At 39.4% G+C, this 23,306-nt stretch carries 11 protein-coding genes; 1 reads left to right on the forward strand and 10 read right to left on the reverse strand.

What is annotated here, in order from left to right; translation table 11 throughout:
* Positions 1 to 248: 248 nt before the first annotated feature.
* From G6W43_RS08355 to G6W43_RS08365, 3 genes are all read right to left on the reverse strand, one after another.
* Entirely contained in the window at positions 249 to 4,562 is a 4,314-nt protein-coding gene (locus G6W43_RS08355; protein ID WP_194169579.1) for a hypothetical protein, read from the reverse strand.
* Between the two features lie 160 nt (positions 4,563 to 4,722).
* Positions 4,723 to 6,129 (reverse strand): hypothetical protein, encoded by a 1,407-nt coding sequence (locus G6W43_RS08360; RefSeq protein WP_194169580.1) that lies wholly within the window; start codon positions 6,127 to 6,129, stop codon positions 4,723 to 4,725.
* Positions 6,130 to 6,302: 173 nt separating this feature from the next.
* Positions 6,303 to 9,587, reverse strand: a complete 3,285-nt coding sequence (locus G6W43_RS08365; RefSeq protein WP_194169581.1) for a retention module-containing protein — start codon at positions 9,585 to 9,587, stop codon at positions 6,303 to 6,305.
* 324 nt (positions 9,588 to 9,911) lie between these two features.
* Between G6W43_RS08365 and ilvD the strand changes: the two genes are divergently transcribed.
* The gene (gene ilvD, locus G6W43_RS08370) at positions 9,912 to 11,585 is read left to right on the forward strand and encodes a dihydroxy-acid dehydratase (RefSeq protein WP_194169582.1); all 1,674 of its coding nucleotides are present in this window, start codon (positions 9,912 to 9,914) and stop codon (positions 11,583 to 11,585) included.
* A 42-nt stretch (positions 11,586 to 11,627) separates the two neighbouring features.
* Here ilvD and G6W43_RS08375 read toward each other — a convergent pair whose 3' ends face one another.
* The 7 genes from G6W43_RS08375 to G6W43_RS08405 all read right to left on the reverse strand — a co-directional run bounded on the left by G6W43_RS08375 (position 11,628) and on the right by G6W43_RS08405 (position 23,284).
* On the reverse strand, positions 11,628 to 12,362 hold the full coding sequence (locus G6W43_RS08375; protein WP_194169583.1) for a hydroxymethylpyrimidine/phosphomethylpyrimidine kinase: 735 nt from the start codon (positions 12,360 to 12,362) through the stop codon (positions 11,628 to 11,630).
* Positions 12,363 to 12,447: 85 nt separating this feature from the next.
* Entirely contained in the window at positions 12,448 to 12,984 is a 537-nt protein-coding gene (locus tag G6W43_RS08380; protein ID WP_012140626.1) for a hypothetical protein, read from the reverse strand.
* 150 nt (positions 12,985 to 13,134) lie between these two features.
* Entirely contained in the window at positions 13,135 to 17,274 is a 4,140-nt protein-coding gene (locus tag G6W43_RS08385) for an Ig-like domain-containing protein (RefSeq protein ID WP_194169584.1), read from the reverse strand.
* Positions 17,275 to 17,404: 130 nt separating this feature from the next.
* Entirely contained in the window at positions 17,405 to 20,428 is a 3,024-nt protein-coding gene (locus tag G6W43_RS08390; protein WP_194169585.1) for a retention module-containing protein, read from the reverse strand.
* Positions 20,429 to 20,698: 270 nt separating this feature from the next.
* Positions 20,699 to 20,881: a hypothetical protein gene (locus tag G6W43_RS08395; protein WP_194169586.1), complete on the reverse strand. Its 183-nt coding sequence runs from the start codon at positions 20,879 to 20,881 to the stop codon at positions 20,699 to 20,701.
* Between the two features lie 60 nt (positions 20,882 to 20,941).
* A complete protein-coding gene (locus tag G6W43_RS08400; RefSeq protein ID WP_107915199.1) occupies positions 20,942 to 21,631 on the reverse strand; it encodes a response regulator transcription factor in 690 nt (229 codons plus the stop codon).
* A gap of 3 nt (positions 21,632 to 21,634) precedes the next feature.
* On the reverse strand, positions 21,635 to 23,284 hold the full coding sequence (locus G6W43_RS08405) for a sensor histidine kinase (RefSeq protein WP_194169587.1): 1,650 nt from the start codon (positions 23,282 to 23,284) through the stop codon (positions 21,635 to 21,637).
* Positions 23,285 to 23,306: the final 22 nt, after the last annotated feature.

Raw genomic sequence — 23,306 nt, forward strand, 5'->3', positions numbered from 1 at the left:
TGTACCTAGGTACAATATAGTTACATTATTTTATTATATGTTATATTTATAGAATTTTTTGTAATTATTAGGTGATATTTATATAACACTTATATAAAATTTAATTTTCGCGTAAGAATTGACTAATGATATTTTAAGTTATAAATGTTTTATTTGATCGTAGTAAATTTTAAAAAAATAATAGAATTTATAAAAGATATTTGTAAATTTATATAGAAAGAGGTTTAGACCCAAAAAGGGTCTAAATTTTAAAGATCGACGTGGATATCGTTTTTTATATCTACATGGATTGTCTGAGTATATTTTTCACCTGTGCTATCATCGGTAAAATTCTCATTTTTAAATTCATACCTTTGATATCCCTCTTCTGCTCCATCAGCTTTATGATATTTTTCATAAAGTTTTACGCCACCATTTGCCTGGCTGATCTTTGATAGATAGACATCTATCGTGTGGTTATTATCATCTTGCAAAACATCATTTATAAATACATTTCTCGTACCTATACGATAAGCTTCATTGCCAGTTATCCTTAGCTCTTCAAAACCTTTAAATTTGTTATTATAGCCTCCTATATTAGCTTCTACTGTAGCTACATCATAGCCATCGCCACCATCCATTTGTAAACTACTGTTGTTTGTTTTCATTGATAAAAAGACATTATCGTCGCCTGCTCCAAGATTTACTTTTAGCTTATTTATAAACCCGCCATCTATCTTAATAGTATCATTATAAGGGCTTAAATTCCACTCTGATGATTTAACTTCTTGATCGGGTTGACCGGGTGCTCTATAATTTATACGTGCATAGTCAATGTCTATATGCGTCTCGTTGTTTCCAGATTCGATATTTACACCCTTTAAGTCAGCAACATCTCCTTTTATATCTAATGTACCCTTTTCAGAGCGATTTGAACCTATAGTTACGCCATCAAGGTATGCCCAACCCAAATTTAAAGTATTGTGCGCAGATGAAACATCGATATCATAAACATCTTTTGGAGTTGTACTAGTAAATTTTACAGGTTTGTCTATCACGTTCATATAATCACCAAAATCAAAATTTATCGTATTTACCGCATCCTTGTCATCTGATGACATATCTAAGATCACATCTTTTAGTTCAGCACCTCCGATATTTACAGTATTACTACCACTACCAAGTTTAAATTTACTATTTTCTATTTTGCCAACAGAATTATCCAGAATGCTTAATCCTAAAACATCATTGCCAGCACCCATATCTGCATTTACTTCTTTGATATTATAAGAGCTACGTATATTAATAACATCATCACCACCATAAGTATTGATATCAGTTTTTATTAAATTTACAGATTCAGCACTTAATTCGTCTTTTCCGCTAAGTTTTTCGTCACCAAAATTTATCTTGTTAGTTCCTTCTTGATCTAAGCTTCCAAGGATAGAATGACCATATTTTATTTTTAGTATATTGTGACCATCACCTGCAAATTCTATATCAAAAGGATTTGTACTATGATAGCCTATAGGTATAGTTACTTCTCTGTCGTTATCCACGATATACTCATCTGCTGATGTGATAGTGTCATCTACTTCAACAATTAAAGTGACACTTTCTTTATATTCGCCATTGCCCTCAATGCCTTCTGCATTTTTATAAATTTTATTTGTAGGATCGAAAACGCCTTCATTTAATCTGTCATCGTCCAGCACTCTTGCACGTACTTTTAAGTTATTTATATCACCTGCTTTTACATTTATAGTGGCGCTATAATCTTTTAATGGTAGCAGCTCCCAGTTCTTACCATCGATTGAGTACTCAACATTATCATAGTCTTTACCATGATCTGCCTTTCCGCCAAAGCCAAAAAAAACTTTTAACATTTTATCGGCGTTTGCTTTATCTACATTGGCTCTTATGCCATACTCTAGATATGAGTCATTTCCTGGTTTTTCAGAAACTTCTTTAGTTATGGTCTCTACTCTTAGATCGCTTACTATTTTGCCATTTGGATCAGGCGTAGGTTCTGGTTTTGGTTCTGGTTTTGGTTCAGGTTTTGGCTCAGGTTTTGGTTCTGGCTTAGGTTCAGGTTGTGGAGCTGGATTTACAGGCTCGACTGGCTCAACAGGAGTAGGCTCTGGCTTAGCACCAAGATCGACATTGATACCATTTTTTACATCGATATAGCCTTTGATAGTATAAGATCTGCCATTTTCCTGAAAATTAAAGTCGCCCTCATATCTTGTAAAGCCTTCTTTTAAACCTCTTCCATACTCTGAAAGCTTAAAGCCTGCTAGCTCTACTCCGCCAGCTGCCTCTGTAACTGCCAAGATATGTTTGCTATCATTATTTTTAATGTCAAGCATATCATATAGATCTTCTAGTTTTAGGCTGACCTTCTCTTTGCCAGTCACTTGTAGCTCTTCAAAGCTCTTAAATTTATTAAAATCAACATTACCATCAATCACAAGTGTATCGGTTTCGTAGCTAGTGCCACCATTTATCATGGTGTATCCATCAAGCTTCATAGCTTTTGAGACGACGACTTTGTCTTCGCCGTTGCCAAGATTAATAGTCATATCGTTTAATGTGCCTGATCTTAGCTCTAAAGTATCATCTGTATCTGCGAAATTCCACTTTGTAGCATTTTCTGGGAAGTTGCCATTTACCTTTGTGTCTTCAACTACTACGTGAGTTTTGTAGATAGTGTTAAGATTTACATCATCAAGAGTAGATGATTTTAAATTTAGATCGAAATTTAGTGGATTTCTATTTACGTCGGTACCTGTGTTTGTCTCTGTACCTATGTTGATACCTTTTAAATTTGAATTTTCAACATTTATGGTGTTATTTTTTGCCTCTGCCTCGATGTGGTTGGCAAAATTTTTATATGTTGAGTCGATATCAGCGTATTTGATATTTATCTCATCTTTCTCGCCTGAGCCGGTTCTTAGGTACATATCTGTCATTTTTACATGATCATCTTTTGTACCATTTAAATTTAATACATCGTTTCCACTATCAAGCGTGAAGCCACTTTGATAAGGATCGGTGCCTATGTAAGTTCCGCCGTTTAAATTTACAGTGTCGTTATCTGCGCCAGTTTCGACGTGAAGTCTCTCGTGTCTTCCGCCATTTATATTTATGGTGTCATCTCCGCCTTGGGTTTTGATATTTAGCCAGTTTAAATTTGAGTTATCGGCATTAATAACATCTTTTCCATCGTTGTAATATACATTTTCACCAAATTCTATGCTGCTAGCCACGTCGCCAGCTTTGTGGCTTATGGTTGCGTCTTTGAAATTTAATGTATTGTCGCCATTGTCTTTAAACGTAACGTCAAAAGATTTATCATTATTAAACTGGTTATTTACAGTGATATCATGATCATTATCTACGATTTTTTCGCTATTTGATGCTTTTAAGCCACCTATGCTAACTTCTAGCGAAACGCTCTCTTTAAAGTAGCCATTATTTTCTACGCCCTTATCTGCATCTGTGAAAATTTTCTCCGATGGGTCAAGTGTGCCTTCATTTTGGTCGTGATCGTTTGCTACTTCAACACGTACGCTTACTTTATTTATATCGCCAGCTCTTACATCTTTTATCACACCGCTATTATCTAGCTTTTGCCAAGTTTTACCGCTATCTAGCGAGTACTCTGCGTTTTCATAGTCTTTGCCAGCAGTTGCCTCTCCGCCAAATTTAAGCGTCACATCTACCTTTTTATCAGCATCGGCCTTTGCTACTTCGCCTTTTAGGTTGTACTCTAGGTATGATTTGTCATTTGAGCTTCTTGGGTCTGAGCTCTTTTCATAGCCAAATTCTGACTTATCTTCAACTGAGATATTTTTAACTATATCTTTGCTCTCGTCAGGTTTTGGTTCTGGCTTAGGTTCTGGTTTAGGCTCAGGCTGTGGCTCCGGTTTTGGCTCCGGTTTTGGTTCTGGTTGTGGTTCTGGTTGTGGGGTTGGATTTTCTGGTTCTGGTTTTGGTTCAACTGGCTCAACCGGTTTAGGCTGCGGAGTTGGAGCTGGATTTTCTGGTTGTGATGGCTCAACTGGGGCTACAGGTGCAATGGCAGAATTTATATCACTATCTGAACCATCAAAAACATCACTACCGCCACCTTTTACCTCTTGGTTAGTTAGTTTTACAGCGCCAAAAGTATCTGAAAGTGATCTAAAGCTAGCTGATACATCAGAGCTTTCATGACCGCCATGCTCAAACCTTGTCTCGCCAAGGCTCACGCCGTCACCGCCTCTGCCACCGCTATTGCCGCCAGCGGCACTCTCTTCGAGATTTGCTAAATTTTCACCTTTTAAAAGGGCTTTTTGTATAGCTGCTACCTCTTTGTCTGAGCTAAGGTCGTTATTTAAATTTAGAGTTTCGCCATCTTTTAGCTCGAACTCTTTGCCGTCGTTTGATGCGATAGTTACCTTTGCGCCGTTTGCTTTAACGACATCGCCCTCGTATAAACTATCTCCCGCGACAACAACTCTTTCGTTGCCATTTTTGTCTATAACTACTACTTCCTTGGAGCCAAGAATGTTTTTGATAACACCTACTTTAACAGCCATCGCTGCCTCCTTTAAAATCAATTTGACACATTATAAATATTTCTTTTAAATATAAAGTAATGTAAATATGATGTTAATTCTTAAGATTACGCTGTTGTAGTGGGTTTTAAAAATTAAATTTTTGATAAATGTAAGCAAGATCCCAAAAGGGATCTAAAATTTAAAGATCGACGTGAATGTCCTCTTTTATATCTATATAGACTGTGCCTTGACGATCGCTACCGTCTGCTAAGTGCGTATTATAGGCACTTTCATATCTGTGGTAGCCATTTTCTGCTCCGCTAGTTTCGATAAAACCATTAAGTTTTACAGTACCATGGGCTTCACTAAATTTAACTACATTAGAGCCATTGTCTAAAATGTCACTCAAATGAGCCACATCATTGCCGTTTAATGTCACATAAGCACCGCTCGTTACTTTTAATTCTTCAAAGCCAGAGACCTTTGAGAAGTCGATATTATTATCAAGCACGAGAGTATCATAGCCCTTGCCACCAAATATTTGAGTATTATTATCTATATCTGTTCTTGTCATAGTTAAACTAACCGTATCATCTCCGCCACCTAGATAAAATTTAGAATTTTTTATGATAGCTGATGTCACATTTAAAGTATCATTTTGATTATCAGAGAAGTAAAATTCGTTATTTTTACCATGAAATTCTGAGTCATCTATATGCATATTGACCTTGTTATTTCTGCCGTCAAATTTAACGTCACCCATAAATTTTGGCCCAAGAAAATTCATATCAAAAAGCGGCGTGTGGTCCAAATTTGCGTGTGAGCCTTTTATATCTATCTCGCCGTCTCCACCGCACACTTTTATATTCATAGTGGTCTTTTCGCCATCATTCGCTTCGATAGTAGTGTGTCCGTTAAAGATAGTGTTGTCCATATTTAGCGTATCTATTTCGCTTGGATTAGTAAAACTTGAAAGAGAAATTTTCGTATCACCAAAAAAGCCCACCCAGTCGGTATTTATAGTGTCATTTCCTCCGCCAAGCCTTATATCTGCGCCATTTTTGATTTCACATCTTTGGATATCTATAACGTCGTTATCTAAACCTGTATGAATGGCAGCATTTTCCATCGTCGCACCATAAATTTTCACGCTATCATCGCCGTCATTTGTATATAAAAGCGTATGATCTTTTATGCCGACGTTGTTTCTTATCTCTATCTCGTCGTTGCCAGCCCCAGCGTCAAATCTCAGCCCTCTAACCTCGATATTATCGTGAATTCTTAGCTTATTATCGCCATCTCCTGCGTCTATCTTGGCATCATTTACTATAGATCTTGTCATATCGACTATGTCGTTGCCATTGTCAAAACGCACATCATTTGCACTCGTGGTTGCGTCTGCAATGTTTAAAATTTGATCCTGCGCTTTTGGCCTCGCCTCTGCCACCTTTCGTCCGTATAGCTCAGCAAGAAAATTCTTGGGCTCAAGTATCTCAAGCGTCTTTATCTCCTCTACGATAGTCACGTGAGGGTCATTTTGCCCGCCATTTTGGCTCACGCCACCACTTAAATTTAACCCCTCTTTGTCGGCTACTTCTACGCTCATATTAATCCTTTCTTAAAAAATTGACTTTTGGATTTTAATAAGCGTTTTTAAATCACATTGAAATATAAATTATATTGATTATCAAAAGAAATGCCTAAATTTAGGCTTTTTGTATAAAAAATTTTATTAAATGAAGCAAGGGGAGTTTAGACCCAAAAAATGGGTCTAAAATTTTATGCCAACAACTCATTTACATTGACATCTTGTATAGTAAGCGTAAATGTCTGACCGCCTTCATTTACGTTATATATATGGTTTCCATTGCTATCTATTGTAGAAGCATTTGCTACTTCAGCTGAGCCTTCTGTAAATGAGCCAACAAATTTATCACCTTTTACGATTAACGATGTCGCACCTTCACCACCGACATTTTTTATGAAATTTGCGATATCTGAAGCATTGAAAAATGTAAAATGCTCATTAGCGTCTGACATATCAAGCACCTCAAAGCCACTTATCTTGCCAGCATTTGTCGTATTAAATGATGCGTCATGAACTTTTAGCGTATCTATGCCATCGCCTCCATTTATAGCAGTGCCATTTAGTCTTACGTCCTTGCCAAGATCGACTAAGTCATTGCCGTCGCCACCTGAAAGGTAGGTGTTGGTTAGTGTCACGTTATCAGCTATATTGATAGTGTCGTTGCCTTTGCCTGAGTTGATGTTTGATGCATCATCATTGTGAGCCATCTCACCTGCAGCTGGACTTAAATTTACACTTGATGTGCCAGTTAGATCAGCGTTGATATTTATTGTATCGTCTCCACCTTGAGTGAAAATTTTAACATCAGTATTATCATGAGTGCCAGCTCCGATAGTCACGCTATCGCCGTCATCTGCGGTATTTATGGTGACCCTTCTAAGCTCAGCGTTATCGATAGTCACGGTTTTTACGCCAGCATTTCCAACGCCTGCACCCTCTATGTTTGTATCAACTAGACCAGTAGCCTTTGCGACATTTAGCGTTACGTTGCCATTTTCAAGCATGATGTTTGAATCCACCATAGAGACATCACCATCGACATTTACATGGTCATCTCCGCCGTTTGTGTAGATGATAGCCTTGTCAAATGAGCTATTTCCAGAGACATTAATGGTGTCATTTCCACCGCCTGCGCCGATATATGTGCTATATCCATCGTTTGAGATCATGGTGACATCTTTTAAATTTATCACATCATCGCCATATCCAGTCTCAATGGCAGCGTTGTTAAATTTAGCACCAGTAACATCTACGCTGTCTCTATCGTCACCTACTCCAGCATCAGCTGAGCTAGTGTTTATCTTAGTGTTTGAAATTTCAGCGCCTCTTTCAATAGTTAGTGTATCGCGACCTTTGCCCATCTCTATGTAGTTTGAGTAAATTCCAGCTTGGTTAGCTACTGGATTTGCCACGTGAGCTGGTGAGCTTATAGGGTCATTATGTGTGGCGCTATTATTTTTTATTTCAGTGCTACCTTTGATAGTTAGGCTATCATTACCCTCGCCTGTGTAGATATCCATAACATCTGCTTTGGTATCTTGAAGTACGATCTTATCATTGCCATTGCCACTTTTTATTTCAGAGTTATATATGCCTGCACTGATGAAATTTAGCATATCGCCCGTGTCTGAATCGCCTGTATCGATATCAACTCTCCTGATACTTGCGTCAGTTACATTTATAGTGTCGTCGCCCTCGCCTGTTTTTATAAAGCTATCAGTTCTGCTTCCTGCATACTCAGTCTCGTCAGTTGTTCCATTATTAGTAACGTAAGCATACATATCGCTTTTAATATTTACGGTATCGTTATCAGCACCGGTGTCTATTTTGGTATTTTTTATAAGCTGATGATTATCACTTTTTTCGATATTTACAGTGTCGTTGCCACTTCCTGTTTTAAACAAGACATTGTCTAAAATCGTACTACTAAGGCTTGGACCAGAATCATCTTTTATAGTAAATACATCATTGCCATCGTGGCTTGTAAATCTTGTATCTGTTATAACAGTTCCGTTTATATTGAGTGTATCTTGATTTTTCTCTCCGCCAGCGTTTCCAAGGTCTATCCTAGTGTTTTCTACAACAGCATCTTTTCCAGTATTAAACACATCGTCGCCATCGCCCATTTTTATAACATCATTGGCATTTTCTTTTAGATCATATAACCCACTTGAAAAATAGACTTCCTCTTTGATAGTTATAGTATCATCACCATCTTTTGTGTCAATGATAGTTTTCATGGTGTTGCCATTGTCTGGGTCAGAATTTACAAGAGCAGGATTTAAGCCCTCTGTAGATGCATCTATATTTTCTGTGATATTTATATTGTCATCATTATCAATGATCTTGCCCTCAGCCGTGCCAGATGTGATAGCAGCGTTGTTTGTAGTCACGCTAAGAGTCACTCCCTCTTTATAAACGCCGTAGTCTTTTATGCCAGGAGCGATATTTGCGCCTAGATCCTCACTGCTTGTGCCCTCGTTTTGATTACCTGCTGTTTGACCGTAGTCGTCGATAATCTGCACTCTAACCTTTACATTTGCGATATCGCTTGGCGCGACGCCGCTTATCGTGCCACCATTTTGTATCGCTGTCCAACTATGTCCGCCATCAAGTGAGTACTCCATAGCGTTTGAGTAGTCTCTGCCAGCACTTGCGCCACTTAAATTTAGTGTTAGATTAGTAGGCGTAGTTGAGCTTGTAGCAGCTGATAGGCCTAGGTTATAGACTAGATACTCGTTTGGAGTTGCCTCTCTTGCCTCGCCGTTACCATCAAGCGATACGCTTAGCGCAACAGGGGTTGCAGGTGTTGCTGGAGTAACTGGGCTTACAGGTGTTACTGGAGTGACTGGTGTTACAGGGGTTGTTGGAGTAACTGGAGCTACTGGTGTTACAGGGACTGCTGGGTTTGTTGGGGTTATTGGGTTTACTGGGGTTACTGGATTTGCTGGGTTTTGCGGCGCAACATTATCGCCCTCGCCATTGTCGTTAGCATCTGCATAGCCTCCTATTGGGCTATTAAATGAGTCAAAAGCTCTATTTGCATCAGTTAAATTTCTAAAATTTTCATTGATATTTGCGTAGTGGCCACCCTCAGCAAAGCTAGCTGCGCCTAGACTTACGCCATCTCCGCCAGCTCCAGCTGCTGCGTTACCACCAGCTGCGGTCTCTTCTAGATCTGTGATATTTGCACCATTTAAAAGAGCGTTTTGAAGTGCTGCGACCTCTGGATTGGCACTTTGTGCGTTTGCTACCTCTTTTGGATCAAGCGAGATAGTATCTTCGCCTACCATAGAGACCTCTTTGCCGTCATTTGCAGCGATAACTACCTTCGCATCAGCTGAAGTTGTCTTTATACTCTCGCCCTCATACAAGCTATCGCCAACTTTTAAAATTCTCTCATTTCCACTTTTATCGACTGCGATCACTTCAGTTTGACCTGAAATTGATTTTATACTTCCTAGTTTTGCTGCCATTTTCATCCTTGTTAAATTTTTTCTCGCATTTTAATGAATTTTATAATTCATGTATATTGTACCCAGGTACAATAAGGCCCTTAAATTCGACATTTGTGACACATGTATGACAATTTTACGTTATCAATTTATATATCATTTTGATCAAAATAAGGCAAATTTCATTTTATCTGTCTTATCTTTTAAGAGCGATTTAAATTTAACGTGTTATTTGCGTTATAAAACTTATTAAAAATTTTCTTTTAAATTTTGTAAAAACTTTTAAAATTTTTGATACTTTAGATGTGATAAAATCCTCTCAAATTTTAAAAAAAAGGATCAAATTTGAGAAGCGATATAATCAAAAAAGGCTATACAAGAGCCCCACACCGCTCACTTTTACGTGCGACTGGGCTAAAAGACGAGGACTTTGCTAAGCCATTTATCGGCGTTGCAAACAGCTTTATAGAGATCATCCCTGGACACTTTTTCTTAAACAAATACGCTCAAATTTTAAAAGATGAAATTCGCAAAAATGGCTGTGTGCCGTTTGAGTTTAACTGCATCGGCGTGGATGATGGCATCGCGATGGGGCATAAGGGCATGCTATATAGCTTGCCTAGCCGCGAGATCATCGCAAATTCTATCGAAACCGTGATGAACGCGCACGCACTTGACGCGCTTGTTTGTATGCCAAACTGCGACAAGATCGTCCCTGGCATGGTTATGGGTGCTTTAAGGGTCAATGTCCCGACCATTTTCGTAAGCGGTGGCCCGATGAAAAAAGGTCACACAAAAGATGGCAGGCCGATCGATCTTGCGACTGCGTTTGAGGCGGTTGGCAAATTTGAAACCAAAGAGATAGACGAGGCCGAGCTAAGAGATATCGAGTGCAACGCATGTCCAAGTGGCGGCAGCTGTAGCGGTATGTTTACGGCAAATTCTATGAACACGCTTTGCGAAGCGATGGGTATAGCGCTCCCTGGCAACGGCACCATCCTAGCGCTAACTCCAGAGCGTGAGGAGCTCATCAGGCAGGCTGCTCGTAGAATTTGCCAGATCGCCCTTGATGAGAAATTTAAGATAAGAAACATACTAAATGAAAAGGCGATCCGCAACGCACTTGTCGTTGATATGGCGATGGGTGGCAGCAGCAACACCGTCCTTCACATGCTAGCCATCTCAAGAGAGGCTGGCGTAAATTTAGACATCAAAGAGCTAAATAAGATCAGTCAAAACATCGCTCATATCGCTAAGATCAGCCCAAGCTTGCCAAACGTGCACATGGAGGATGTCGGCAGAGCGGGCGGTATGAATGCGGTGATAAAAGAAATTTCACGCAGAGACCACGGCATGCTAAATTTGGACAACCTAACAGTTAGCGGCGAGACTTTGGGTGAGCGAGTACAGGCCAGCGACATCAAAGACGAAAGCGTCATCCACAAGGTGGAAAATGCCTACTCTCAAGTTGGCGGACTTGCCATTTTATTTGGAAATTTAGCCGAGCAAGGCTGTGTCATCAAAACAGCTGGCATCGTTGGCGAGCGTAAATTTAGCGGCAAAGCAGTCTGCTTTAACTCACAAGATGAAGCCATAGCTGGAATTTCAAGTGGCAAAGTAGATAAAGGCGACGTCGTCATCATCCGCTACGAAGGTCCACGTGGAGGCCCTGGCATGCAAGAGATGCTAAGCCCTACTTCGCTCATCATGGGACGAGGCCTTGGCGCAGACGTGGCGCTCATCACAGATGGTCGCTTTAGCGGGGCGACAAGGGGTCTAAGCATCGGTCACGTAAGCCCAGAAGCAGCAGAGGGCGGCATGATAGGCTTGCTACAAGATGGCGACATCATCGATATAGACGTCGATAAATACGAGATAAACGTTCGCCTAAGCGAAGCTGAGATCACAAAGAGAAGAGCGGAATTTAAACCAGTCGATAAGGCGCTAACCTCTCGCTGGCTAAGGCAGTATCAAAAACTAGTCACAAACGCAAGCAACGGAGCGATATTAGAGGCGTAGTTTAAAAACTATCAAATTTAAGCCTAAATTTTAGGCTTAAATTTACTTTGCTCCGTGCCAAAGTAGGCGGTTTTTGCCTAGCTTTGTGTCGATGCTCTCTTTTATAATCTCACAAATATACTCTTTTGAAAGCCCTATGGCCTCCTCTAGGCTCTTGCCCTTTGCAAGGTAGCAAGAAAGCGCCGTTGAGAAAGTGCAACCAGTCCCACTCATCACAAGCGGGCTAGCAAGTGGGGTTTTGAAATTTTGCAGTGAGCCATCTTTTCTATAAAGCGTATCTATGCTATTTCCCTCGCTCACTCGCTTTTTCACGATGATATCGCAAGGCAGATCTTTAAAATTTCCACCAAAAAGGACGTTTGCCTCGTCTAAATTTGGCGTGGCGACGGTAGCAAGCCTCATTAGCTCTTTTAGCTTTTCTACTGCGCTATCTTTTATGAGCTTGTGGCCGCTCTTTGAAACGCAGACTGGATCAAGTACGACTTTTGCCTTTTGGGTGAGTAAAAACTCATGCACCACATCCATTATCTCCTCGCTAAAGAGCATACCGATCTTTATGGCATCAAAGCTAAATTCCTCCGCAAGCGTGCTAAGCTGGTCTTTAACAAAGCTAGACTCTAAACAAACTACGCTTTTTATCGCGTCCGTGGTCTCAGCAACTAGCGAAGTGACCGCCGTTGCGCTATAGCAGTTTAGCCTAGCGCATGTCTTTATATCAGCCTGAAGCCCTGCTGTGCCGCTATTGCAAGAGCCTGCAATGATTAAAATTTTCTTCATCGTTTTCCTTTTGTAAATTTTGGCTTATTATAAGGGATATTAGTTAATTTTTAGGATAAGAAATTTGAACCAAGAGGCTCAAATTTTATGAAAGTTTATTTAAGTCGTTATCGATCTCGATATATATCGTAGTTACGTCAAAATTTGCATGCTCGTAAGAGTTATCTACTTTTAGCTCATTTGAGTCAGATAAAATCTCATCATTTGCGCTATGTTTGTCTGCTAAATTTTCACTGTCCTCAAGGCTATTTGAGCTATTTTCAGCCTCATTTGGTTGTGTTTTTGCAAACATATCTTCCACTTTTTCATTCATCTGATCAAGTATCTCAGCGTAGTTTTCTCCAAGAAGCGCTCTAAAAAGTGCGTCAGTATCGATGCTATTTTCAGCGCTAGTATCAGCACTTACCACACTACTATCAAGCCATATCGTGTCATATCCATTTAGCGATATATCGCTGCCATCCACTGCTGTGATAGTCACGCTCGCACTTTGGCTTTCGCCCTTTATACTCTCTCCAATATAAACCTCATCATCTACGTTTAGAACTCTTACACGGTCGTTTTTATCTATCGCTATAACATCAGATGTGACGCTTTTTACCTTGCCGGCTACAGCTGTCATCTTTATTCCTTACTTTTATTTTTTGATTTATTCTAGTGTTTTTTATTAAATTTGTATATTGTACTTTGGTACAAAGATGGTTTTAAGAGCGTTTTTTGGGAGCAAAAAGAGAAATTTAAAAGAAGAAATTTGGGCTAAAAAGCCCAAATTTTATACAAGTTGTTTGTTTATATCATTATCGACATCTATATAGATAGTTTTTGGAGTATCTGCGCTTGTTTGACCCTCATATCTTGTATATCCAGCTTCGACACCATTTTGACTTGTAGCCTCAGTAAATCCTTTTAATGAAACGCTATCTTTGTTGTCGCCACTTATTTTTAAGATAGTATTTACATCATCAGTGATACCAAATACATTATCTGCTTTTAAATTTAGTAGCTTAACAGCTTGGTTGTCATTGCCATGCTCATCCATGCCAAGCTGGATCTCTTCAAAATTCTTGATCGCATTAGTTAAAGATTTATTGTCTATCTTATCAAAGTCGATAGTGCCATCCTTTGCCATTGGACGCATAATAAGCGTATCCGTACCAGCGCCACCATCCAAGCTTTGAGATAGAGCTGCTCTTGGATCATCAAAGGTAAATACAACTTTATCATTGCCAGCGCCAGCATTTACTAGATCGCCTTTGTTTATGCCAGTATAGCCACTTCTGCCAGCGTCTATGTAGTCGTTACCACTTCCTGTGGTTATGACGTCGTTGTTATCGCCAGTGATGATTACATTGTTGCCATTGCCTGTGCGAATTTCATTTTCGCCGCGTCCTGCGTTGATCGTGTTGTTTCCATCTCCAACGGTTATGATATCGTTGCCTTCACTTGTTGTGATGACATTGTTATTGTTGTTATTTTCTGCATCCACCCTTGTGTTTTTAGCGATATCAGAAATTTGTAGATAGACATCGTTTGCTTTTACATCGCCATTAAATACTGCTTCGAAATTTCCATTATCATCAAGCGTTACAGAATTTGCAGGTATGATGTGTCCATTTGCATCTCTTAAAGTGATGCTATCTTTTAGAGCTATGCCTTTTACCGCCTCTTCAAAGTGTTGTTTTAGCGTATAGCTTGCACCAACTCCATTTTCACTTAAATTTCCACTCCATGTGGTTTTATTTGTAGCTGCATCGTAGTTAAAATTTGAGTTGTCTATCGTTGCAGCTGTTGCATCGATAGTAAATTGAATAGAGTTGTAAAGTAGCTCATCTCCACCTTGATATTTACCATCGATAGAAATTTTATAAACACCATCAGCCATCTTGCCATAGCCGTCAAGTCTGTTGTTAAAGCCTGTAAGTCTATTGTAGTGATCAGGCGTTACATTGCCTATTGGTTTTTCTATCGCTTCAGATAGTAAAACTTTCGTAACACCTGTATCAACATTTGTAGATACAAATTTAACATCTCCAGTACTCCATCTTATGCCTCTGCCGCTATTTAAAAACTCACTTACAGTTTTATTATCGCTAGTAGCACCAGCTGTTGTATCTTCTGGGATCACAGCTCTTAGGTATGGGATAGCGTCGTTTGAAACGATCCTTGAGCCATCAGCTCTAGTGCCGCTCTCACTCATCTCCATAGTGCCCCACAACTTCTCAGCTGAGCGGTTATTTGCATTTGTAGTTGTGTCGTTGCCGTTTTCAAACTGCGTCATAGTTGGAACTAAAATTTCATTTACGTGAGTATATTTTGTGCCAGCCTTATCAGTCATCTCAACTTCTATTTTATCGCCTAGTTTTATCTTATGATCGTACTCAAAGCTTAGCACACCATTAGTTGGCTTAGTAGTGCCAACAGAGATTACGTTAGTAGTTCCGTCAGCTGTTACGATTTTTATACTCTCGATCTTATCGCCATCCTCATAGTTTTTGAGGTTAAATTTAAGCGTATGGTGTAGTCCCTCGCCATCATTTTCGATGATCTTGATGTTTTCTATAGTAACTGGCGTCTTATCAACTACAAATTCACTAACTATCGTGCTCTTGTCGCCATTTGCGAATATTGCAGTTGCTTTGATGTTATAGTTACCATCCTCTAAGTTATCAGATGTGACTTCAAATTTACCATTTGAAAATTCACTTTGGCTAAGCTCTTTTGTAAAGACTTCATGTCCATTTTTATCAAGAACAGTAATGATCGCTTTAGTTGCGCTGCTGTCTATGCTACCTGTAAATGTCGGAGTCTTATCACTTAGTACTGGTAGTGGCGCATTAGATGAAAATTTATCAGTTTGAGCGATGTCATCAGTTGTAAATTTATAATATTTAGTTGCGTCATTTATACCTGTATTTGTATTTGCGCTTACAACGCTTGCGTCATCATCGGTAGCGTCTATCAGATCTGTGTTAGCGACATTTAGCTTAGTTGATTCTGCCTGCGCCTCGTTGCCTACAAGGTCGCTAACCTTTGCAGTGTATGTTGCTTTTGGATCGCTAGTTTTAAACTCAACTTCGTATTTACCGTCTATCACTTTGGCTGTATGGCTCTCACCTGTGCTTGATGTCACAGTTACGATCTGTCCATCTTCTACATTATCCACAGTTCCTGTGATCTTTTGAGTTACTTTATAGACATTTCTTGTTACTGTATCTACGTAGCTGTCAAAGTCGGTTGAATTTAGTTTTATGCCACTTGCCTCTGAGCCAAGTATGCTCTCAGGTCCGCCATCTTTTGAAACTGTTAGTTTTAGCTTGCCCCAATAGATGTAGTTTGCATAGCTCATATCAAAGTCGTAGTATCCTGCTTTATCAACGTGTAAAGTTGTAACTGTGGCTCTATTTTCTGAGTGGATAGTGTCATAATCAACCATAGTAACGCCATCAACCTTAAATCTCACGCTATCGTCAGTGCCTTTTGCGTCAAATTTATAGTCCCCTGGCTCAAGATACATAGTGCCTTTTAAATTTACCATCGCACCAGCTGTTGTATTTTTGCCATTAGGAGCATCTCTTAGGGGATGAATATCGCTACCTTTTGCATTGTCGATAAAATACTCAAGTGCTCTAAAATTTGGAGCTACCCACTCACTATTTGGAGTTACTACATTACCATCAAGATCGACCTTACCGACCATATTATGAGCACCGTCGAGTCCAGAGACTGTTCCAGCATCGCTATCAACATTATCTCTATCACCGCCTTTACCTTGTTGGAAATTTAGCTCTTTTGCTTTAAAACTTGCCCAAGGCTTAGTGTTGTTCATATAGTATTCTACAAAGTCATTTTGCTTCATACCGTTATGAGCGTATGTTGTATTATTAAAGGCATAAGGTCTTAGCTCAGTACCTCTTACGCCTTCTTCATAGATGTGGTTAAACCAGAAATTTCCTTTTAGTCCGCTACTCATCTCAGACTCTTTTACAAGGCTCATCTCTGTTTCAACGTTTATAGTTATTTTTGCAACTGTATCAAGCACGAAACTACCAGTATCGGTTGCAGTATTGCCGTCTCTTCCAGTTGCTACTACTTTTACTTTATAATCGCCATCATGGCTACCATTTACGCTTAACTCATCAGTTGTAAATTTAAATTTACCATCAGCATAGTCGCTTGGATTTAGAGTTTTTGTAAAGACTTCGTGTCCGTCCTTGTCAAGCACGCTAACAACCGCTCTTACAGCAGTAGGCTCAACTGTGCCACTTATAGTTGGTGTAGCGTCATTTGTGCGAGGTACACTTGGTGCATCTAGGCTATAATCCCCAGTTATAGTGCCAAAATCATCAGTTAAAGTTTTGATATCAACACTGATTGGAGGTATGACTGGGGCAACAGGGGTTGCATCGCCTGCGTCATTGCCGTCATTGTAGCCGCCGATTGAGTTCTCTGGAGTTTGAAAAGCTCTATTTGAGTCAGGTAAATTTCTATAATCATCAGTGATATTTGAGTAGTGACCACCCTCTTCAAAGCTAGCTGCACCTAAGCTTACGCCGTCTCCGCCAGCGTTGCCACCTTGGTTACCACCAGCTGCAGTCTCTTCAAGATCAGTGATGTTTGCACCATCAAGAAGTGCTTTTTGTATAGCGCTTACATCAGCTACGCTATCGTCGCCAAAGCTATCGTTGTGAGCTACGCTCTTGTCTAAATTTAGGGTATCTTTTCCGATGATCGCAATGTCTTTGCCATCGTTTGCAGTTATGACTACTTTTGAGTCAATATCAGTTGTTTGTATAGTCTCACCAAGAAAAATTTCATCGCCTACTTTTAACACTCTTTGTGTGCCATCCTTTGCAGTTGCGATTACGCTTGATCCTTGTGAGATGCTTTTGATTACGCCTATCCTTGTTGCCATTTTACTTCCTTATCTAAAAATTTTGAACGTATTTTAATATCTTGAAAAAGATTTGTAAATTGTACTATGGTACTAAAATTTGAAATTTTGTAAGAATTTGCCCTAGTTTTGGGAGACTAGGGCATGAAATTTAAGAGTGTAAGACTATTTCGTCTTTTATCTCGATGGTAAATGTCGTGCCATTAGACGTTGCTGAGTACTCTGTATACCCTTCAGAATTTACCCCACCTTTGCTAAAGGCTGACATATCTACTTGATCGCCATTTTCGCCATCTATCCTAAGAGTGTTGCTCACATTTCCACGAGTGATATTTAGCACGTCATCTAGTGTTAAATTTAGTGTTACGTTGTTTGCGTTTCCACCAAGGGTAATTTTCTCAAAGCCAGCTACCTTGCTAAAGTCGATATTTCCAGCAAGATCTAGCGTATCAGTGCCTGCTCCACCTTGGATAACGATACCATTATGCTCTTTATGCCCAATACCACCAGAAGTAGTCCAGCCATCTGCATTTATCTCTGCGTCCTTGCCGATATGTATGATATCGTTGCCACTACCTAGATCAATAGTACTTGAGCCATCCCAGTATGTACCACCAGCATGTTTTAAACTACCATTTAAATTTACAACGTCGTCGCCATCACCCATTCTTATGGTAGTGCTTTTTAGCTCAGCGCCTTTGTCGATATTTATCGTATCGTCGCCATCACCCATGTTTATACTAGAGAACTGAACGCTTTTAAATACATATTTTTCATGTGTTCCGCCAAATTTAGTTTCGCTACCGATATTTATGGTGTCATTGCCAGCGTCAGTATTTATAGTGATAGCACCAGCTACGTTTTTGCCTTCAAAATTTATAGTATCGTTACCACCTCTTGTATCTATATCGGCACTACTTGAATCCTCAAGGTTATTTAAGATGTTATTACCTTTAAAATTTATCGTATCATTACTTTCGCCATAGCTGGTTACCCACACACGAGTTTTAGCTGTTAAATTTGATATATCAGCTGTAAAATCAACACCTGTTTTATTACTAAAGCCTGCTTGACCTATGCTTATGCCGTCTGCTATAACGTGGGCTGAGCTAAATGATCCAGTTTCATAGTGACTATTACCATCACCATTACCTTTTACTTCAAGTAGGTCTTTTGCATAAGCTGTAACGCTCTCACCTTTGTTATTATCTAGTTTTAGGCTTTGATATCCTAACACTGCATCTTGTGACTCTCTATTTAAATTTACATTTGTTAGCGTAGAGTTTGATATCTCCATAGTATTTACATCTCTTGCCTCAGAGTATCTATCACTAGTATCTACCCAAGCATCTGTCATAGTTATATTGTTTGCTTTAAAGGTATTGCTACCAGTATCCATCAGGATATTTACTCTTTCTATCCTCACACCATCTTTTACATTTACCACATCATCGCCGTCGCCTGTGTGGATCTGGTTATCGTTGTACCAGCTATTGTGGATGTTAGGGTCTATGACTTTAAATGTTTCTTTGCCAAGAATGTTTGCATTGATATTTAGAGTATTGTTTCCTGCTTCATCATGAGCACTATTGCTTGAGCTAGGGGTATATGCACCAAGGTTAATGTTGGCTTTGAATATAGTAAGATCAGCATTGATATTTACTACGTCATCGCCTCTACCAAGGTTTATAGTAGTGCTATTATAATGTCCAAGAACGCCGCCTACGCTTGCTGTGTTTTTAGTACCACTTATAGTGACCTCTTTATCAAAATTTACCACATCGTTGCCAGAACCTGTGTTTAAGTGCAAATTCTCTAAATTTGCCTTTATGCTGACCGTATCATCGCCATCATTTGTATTTAAATTTGTATGGTTTGCGATATTTCCTTTGATGTCTTTATTTAGCTCGATGTTGTCGTCGTTGTCTATGATCTTGCCTTCAGCCATATTTGCATTAGTTGTTGGTAGCAGATAACTACTGCTTGGCGTAACGCTTAGTTTCACACCCTCTTTAAATACAGCAAAATTATCAACCATATCAGTTTTTTGTACGTTGTCGATGGTCATGCCTTGAGGGCCAGTGTTCTCACCCTCGTTTTGGTTGTGATGCAAAGGGCCTTTTGTGGTGTCTTGACCGTTATCGTCAAGCACCTTTATCCTTACTTGCACTTTTGAGATATCTTCTATATTTACGCCAGTTATCGTGTAGCCTGTTAGTGGCTGAAATGTCGCTCCATTGTCAGTTGAGTACTCAACTACGCTTGAATAGTCCTCTCCTCTAGTGCCGCCGAGGAAATTTAAACCTAGATCTGTGGTCTCGCCACTTGGACTTACTGGAGTGCCTGATAGACCTAGTTTATAAACAAGATAGTGTCCGCCCTCGCCGTTTGCTCCTGCGCCACTCTCTCTTACCTCGCTAGTAGCAGGATCGATGCTAGTAGTTATCTCTACTGCGCCAGGACGAGGCGTGATGACTGGAGGATTGGCAGGTGAAGGAGTGCCTGGAGTTACAGTGACGCCAGGAGTGCTTGGAGTACTCGGAGTTGGTGGCGTTACTGGGGTGCTTGGTGTGCTTGGTACTACTGGGGTGCTTGGGGTACTTGGTACTACTGGGGTACTCGGAGTTGGTGGCGTTACTGGAGTGCTTGGGGTGACAGGTGTAACTGGTGAGATAGGAGTTGTCGTATCCACATCTGTGCCTGCATCGTTATAGCCGCCTATTGAGTTTTCTGGGGTTTGAAAAGCTCTATTTGCGTCGGTTAAATTTCTATAGTTTTCATTGATATTTGAGTAGTGGCCGCCCTCAGCAAAGCTTGCAGCTCCCAAGCTCACGCCATCTCCAGTAGCATTGCCACCGCCTTGGTTGCCACCAGCTGCAGTCTCTTCAAGATCTGTGATGTTTGCACCGTTTAGTAAGGCTTTTTGGATAGAGGCTATCTCTGGGTTGTCACTAAGTGCATTTGCCTCTTTGTCTAGGCTCAGGCTTTCGCCGTTTTGCAAGCTGACCTCTTTGCCGTCGTTTCCTGCGATCACTGCTTTTGCAGAGCCATTAGCCTTTATCGTTTCGCCTTCAAAAATGCTATCGCCCACCTTCAAAACTCTTTCGTTGCCGCTTTTATCAACAGCTACGACTTCACCGCCTAGGATATTTTTGATAACGCCTAACTTTTGCATCTTAGTGCCTCCCTTTGGATTTTATTGATCTATATCAAGATTTTAGCTAAGAAAAAAATTTAGTTATATTGTACTTTGGTACAATACACTTAAGAAAAGCCTAAGTTTAGGGGTTAATAATGTGTAAATTTTTTATAAATGTGTGAAAATTTTTATATTTATCTATATAAATTTTAAAATTTTAAGTTTTTGTTCATCAAAATGATATAGTAGTTGATAAAATAACCCAAAAATGTCACAAAATTTTTTTCATTTTAAACGTATAAATTCTTAATCAAAAAAGCCTTTATCTAGCCTTATTGCAACTAAATTTAGACTTTTTATATCAAAATGTTTTTTATTTATAAATATCATAAATTTATACACACTTGTGACATAAATTTTCTTAAGTTTATCTATCAAATTTTGCAAATTTTCATCTCTTTTTCTATAAATTTTAGCTAGTAGTGACATAAATTTATCACTACCTTTAAGATATTATTAGATAAAAATATTAATTTTGCTATTTTGAATTTATGCTTTTTCACACTCAGCTACTAAGATATACCCACTCTCGCTGATGTTTTTAAATTTAACGCCAAGCTCGCGTTTTAGGCGCAAAACGACATTTTGTATAGCAGCCTTGCTCACCTCGGTGCTCTCATAGACAAATTCCTCTATCATCTCGTAGGTCACGAGCTTGTTTAGGTTGTAAGCAAATAGCCAAAATATCTTATTTTGCAAGAAGCTAAGGTATAGCTCGCTGCCATTTTTATAAATTTTCTCTCTTTTTAAATTTATACTCACCTCATCACTTAGGCGCACTAGCTTCTCATCTCGCTCAAAGCTTAGGCTTATCAACATCGATCTAAGATCCTTTATATCGATAGGCTTTTTCAAAAACAAGATCGCCCCCTGCTCATAGCTCTTGATCAAATTTTCATCGCTATCATACGAGGTAAAGACGATAAATTTCTGATGAGGTTTTAGCTTTTTTATCTCATTCATCATCTCAAAGCCATTTAATACTGGCATGTGAATGTCGCTCATCACGATGTCAAAGCCCTGCTTTTTAAATTTCTCCAGCCCATCTTGCCCATCTTTTGCGCCTACGACCTGACCACAGTATGGCTTAAGCCCAGTGATGATGAGCTCCCTTGCCATCTCGTCATCTTCAGCTACTAAGATAGATACTTTTTTTAAAATTTCTAGTGCCTCTTGCATCTTTTAACCCTTTAAATTCTTATCAAAGCTTAGCTCAAAAATCGTTGGCTTTAGGTTGTGCACAAGCGTGATGTCGCCATTTAGCTTCTCACGTGCGAGCTTTTTAGCAAAGTAAAGTCCTATGCCATTTCCTTGCTTTTTAGTCGTGTTTAGCCAGGTAAAAATTTTCTTACTCATCTCGTAGCTCACGCCGCCACCACTATCATAAACGCCGATGTAGCACTTATCTTCAAAGCTTCTAAATTTAAGCTCTATCACGCGTTTTAGCGGCTCATCTTTGTAGCTTTCAACTAGTGAGTCCTTTGCGTTGTGGATTAGGATTAGCAAAATTTGCTGGATGATGTTTTCTATCTGACAGACCTTCATCTCTTCAAAACCGCTAAATTTCACGCTCACATTTGCACGGCTAAGCTCTGTGTGCATAAGTGTTATTAAATTTCTAATGCTTGTTTGGATGTCAAATTCGCTAACATTTTCAGCGCTTTTGTAAAAATTTCTAAAAATTTCGATTGTTTTTGAAAGAAGCTCGATCGAGCTTTGCCCTTTTTTTAATAAATTTAAAAGCTCCTCATCACTTAGCTTGCCCTCTTTTTTTAGCATTATCGCCGAGCTTAGCATAAGTTTTAGCGAATTTACTGGCTGGATAAACTGATGACTTATGCCACTTATAAGCTCCCCAGCCTCGCTCATCTTGGCTCTGTGCGCTAGCAAGGTCTCATACTCGTCTTGCACCTTTTTTATCTTGTTATACATAAAGTTGTGCAGGCTGTTTGCCAAGAATGCAAGTGCGACGAAGGCAAAGAGTAAATTTAGGGCGTTTTTTAGCGCCTCTCTTGTCATGGCTAAAATTTCTTCTTCGTTGTTTGTGCCAGCTCCGATAAACCAGTTCATCGTCGGTATCTCGGCTACTTGGATCAAATTTTGCCCTATCTTTAGGCTGGTGATGTCCTCATCTTTTAAAAATATCTCTTTAAATTTCTCCTCGATCTCTCTTTTGAGCGTTATATCAGCCATCGATGTGAGGATCTCACCGCTGTGAGTTACCAAAAATGAGTAAGAATTTGGCGCAAGACTAAAGTTTTTGATGCTATCAAATATAGTGCCTATGCGCACGACGCCACAAAGTGCTGCTTCAAATTTCCCGTCTTTTTCAACTGGCACGCATAAATTTAAAGTTGAGTCTTTTAAAATTTTGTGATTTTGCATGAAATTTACGCTTGGGGCATTTGTATTTTTTGTCTCGACATACCAGATAAGCCCCGCTCGCTCACGCTTTGACATCACCTCTTCTGAGATCTTTTGCCCATCTACAAAGATCTCGCCATCCTCTCTTAGAAGCTGCATGAGATCAAATTCTTTTGCATTTTCTTTAAAGAGTTTTATGAAATTTGCCACTCTAGTATCGTCATCTATGATGTTAGAGTTTTGGATAAATTTTGACGCACGGATGAGTGAATTTAAGCGCTCATCAAGCCAAATTTGAAAGTTGCTAACGATGTTTTTACTAACTGCGATGTTGTTTTTATCAGATAGCTCGATGATCTTTTCTTTTGCATTGTTGTAGCTGTTTAGCCCAAGAAGCACGACAAAGAGGCTTGCTAGCAAGATGATCGCATAAATTTTAATATTTTGTGATTTTAAATTAATACCCATGCGCGCAGTATATCCTAAGTTA

Origin of the sequence: Campylobacter concisus (genome assembly GCF_015229965.1) — a bacterium.
Taxonomy (GTDB): domain Bacteria; phylum Campylobacterota; class Campylobacteria; order Campylobacterales; family Campylobacteraceae; genus Campylobacter_A; species Campylobacter_A concisus_BD.

Coding starts and splice junctions, on each gene's coding strand:
- G6W43_RS08355 (WP_194169579.1), bottom strand. CDS start 4,562: ATGGCTGTTAAAGTAGGTGTTATCAAAAACATTCTTGGCTCCAAGGAA.
- G6W43_RS08360 (WP_194169580.1), bottom strand. CDS start 6,129: ATGAGCGTAGAAGTAGCCGACAAAGAGGGGTTAAATTTAAGTGGTGGC.
- G6W43_RS08365 (WP_194169581.1), bottom strand. CDS start 9,587: ATGGCAGCAAAACTAGGAAGTATAAAATCAATTTCAGGTCAAACTGAA.
- G6W43_RS08375 (WP_194169583.1), bottom strand. CDS start 12,362: ATGAAGAAAATTTTAATCATTGCAGGCTCTTGCAATAGCGGCACAGCA.
- G6W43_RS08380 (WP_012140626.1), bottom strand. CDS start 12,984: ATGACAGCTGTAGCCGGCAAGGTAAAAAGCGTCACATCTGATGTTATA.
- G6W43_RS08385 (WP_194169584.1), bottom strand. CDS start 17,274: ATGGCAACAAGGATAGGCGTAATCAAAAGCATCTCACAAGGATCAAGC.
- G6W43_RS08390 (WP_194169585.1), bottom strand. CDS start 20,428: ATGCAAAAGTTAGGCGTTATCAAAAATATCCTAGGCGGTGAAGTCGTA.
- G6W43_RS08395 (WP_194169586.1), bottom strand. CDS start 20,881: ATGTCACTACTAGCTAAAATTTATAGAAAAAGAGATGAAAATTTGCAA.
- G6W43_RS08400 (WP_107915199.1), bottom strand. CDS start 21,631: ATGCAAGAGGCACTAGAAATTTTAAAAAAAGTATCTATCTTAGTAGCT.
- G6W43_RS08405 (WP_194169587.1), bottom strand. CDS start 23,284: ATGGGTATTAATTTAAAATCACAAAATATTAAAATTTATGCGATCATC.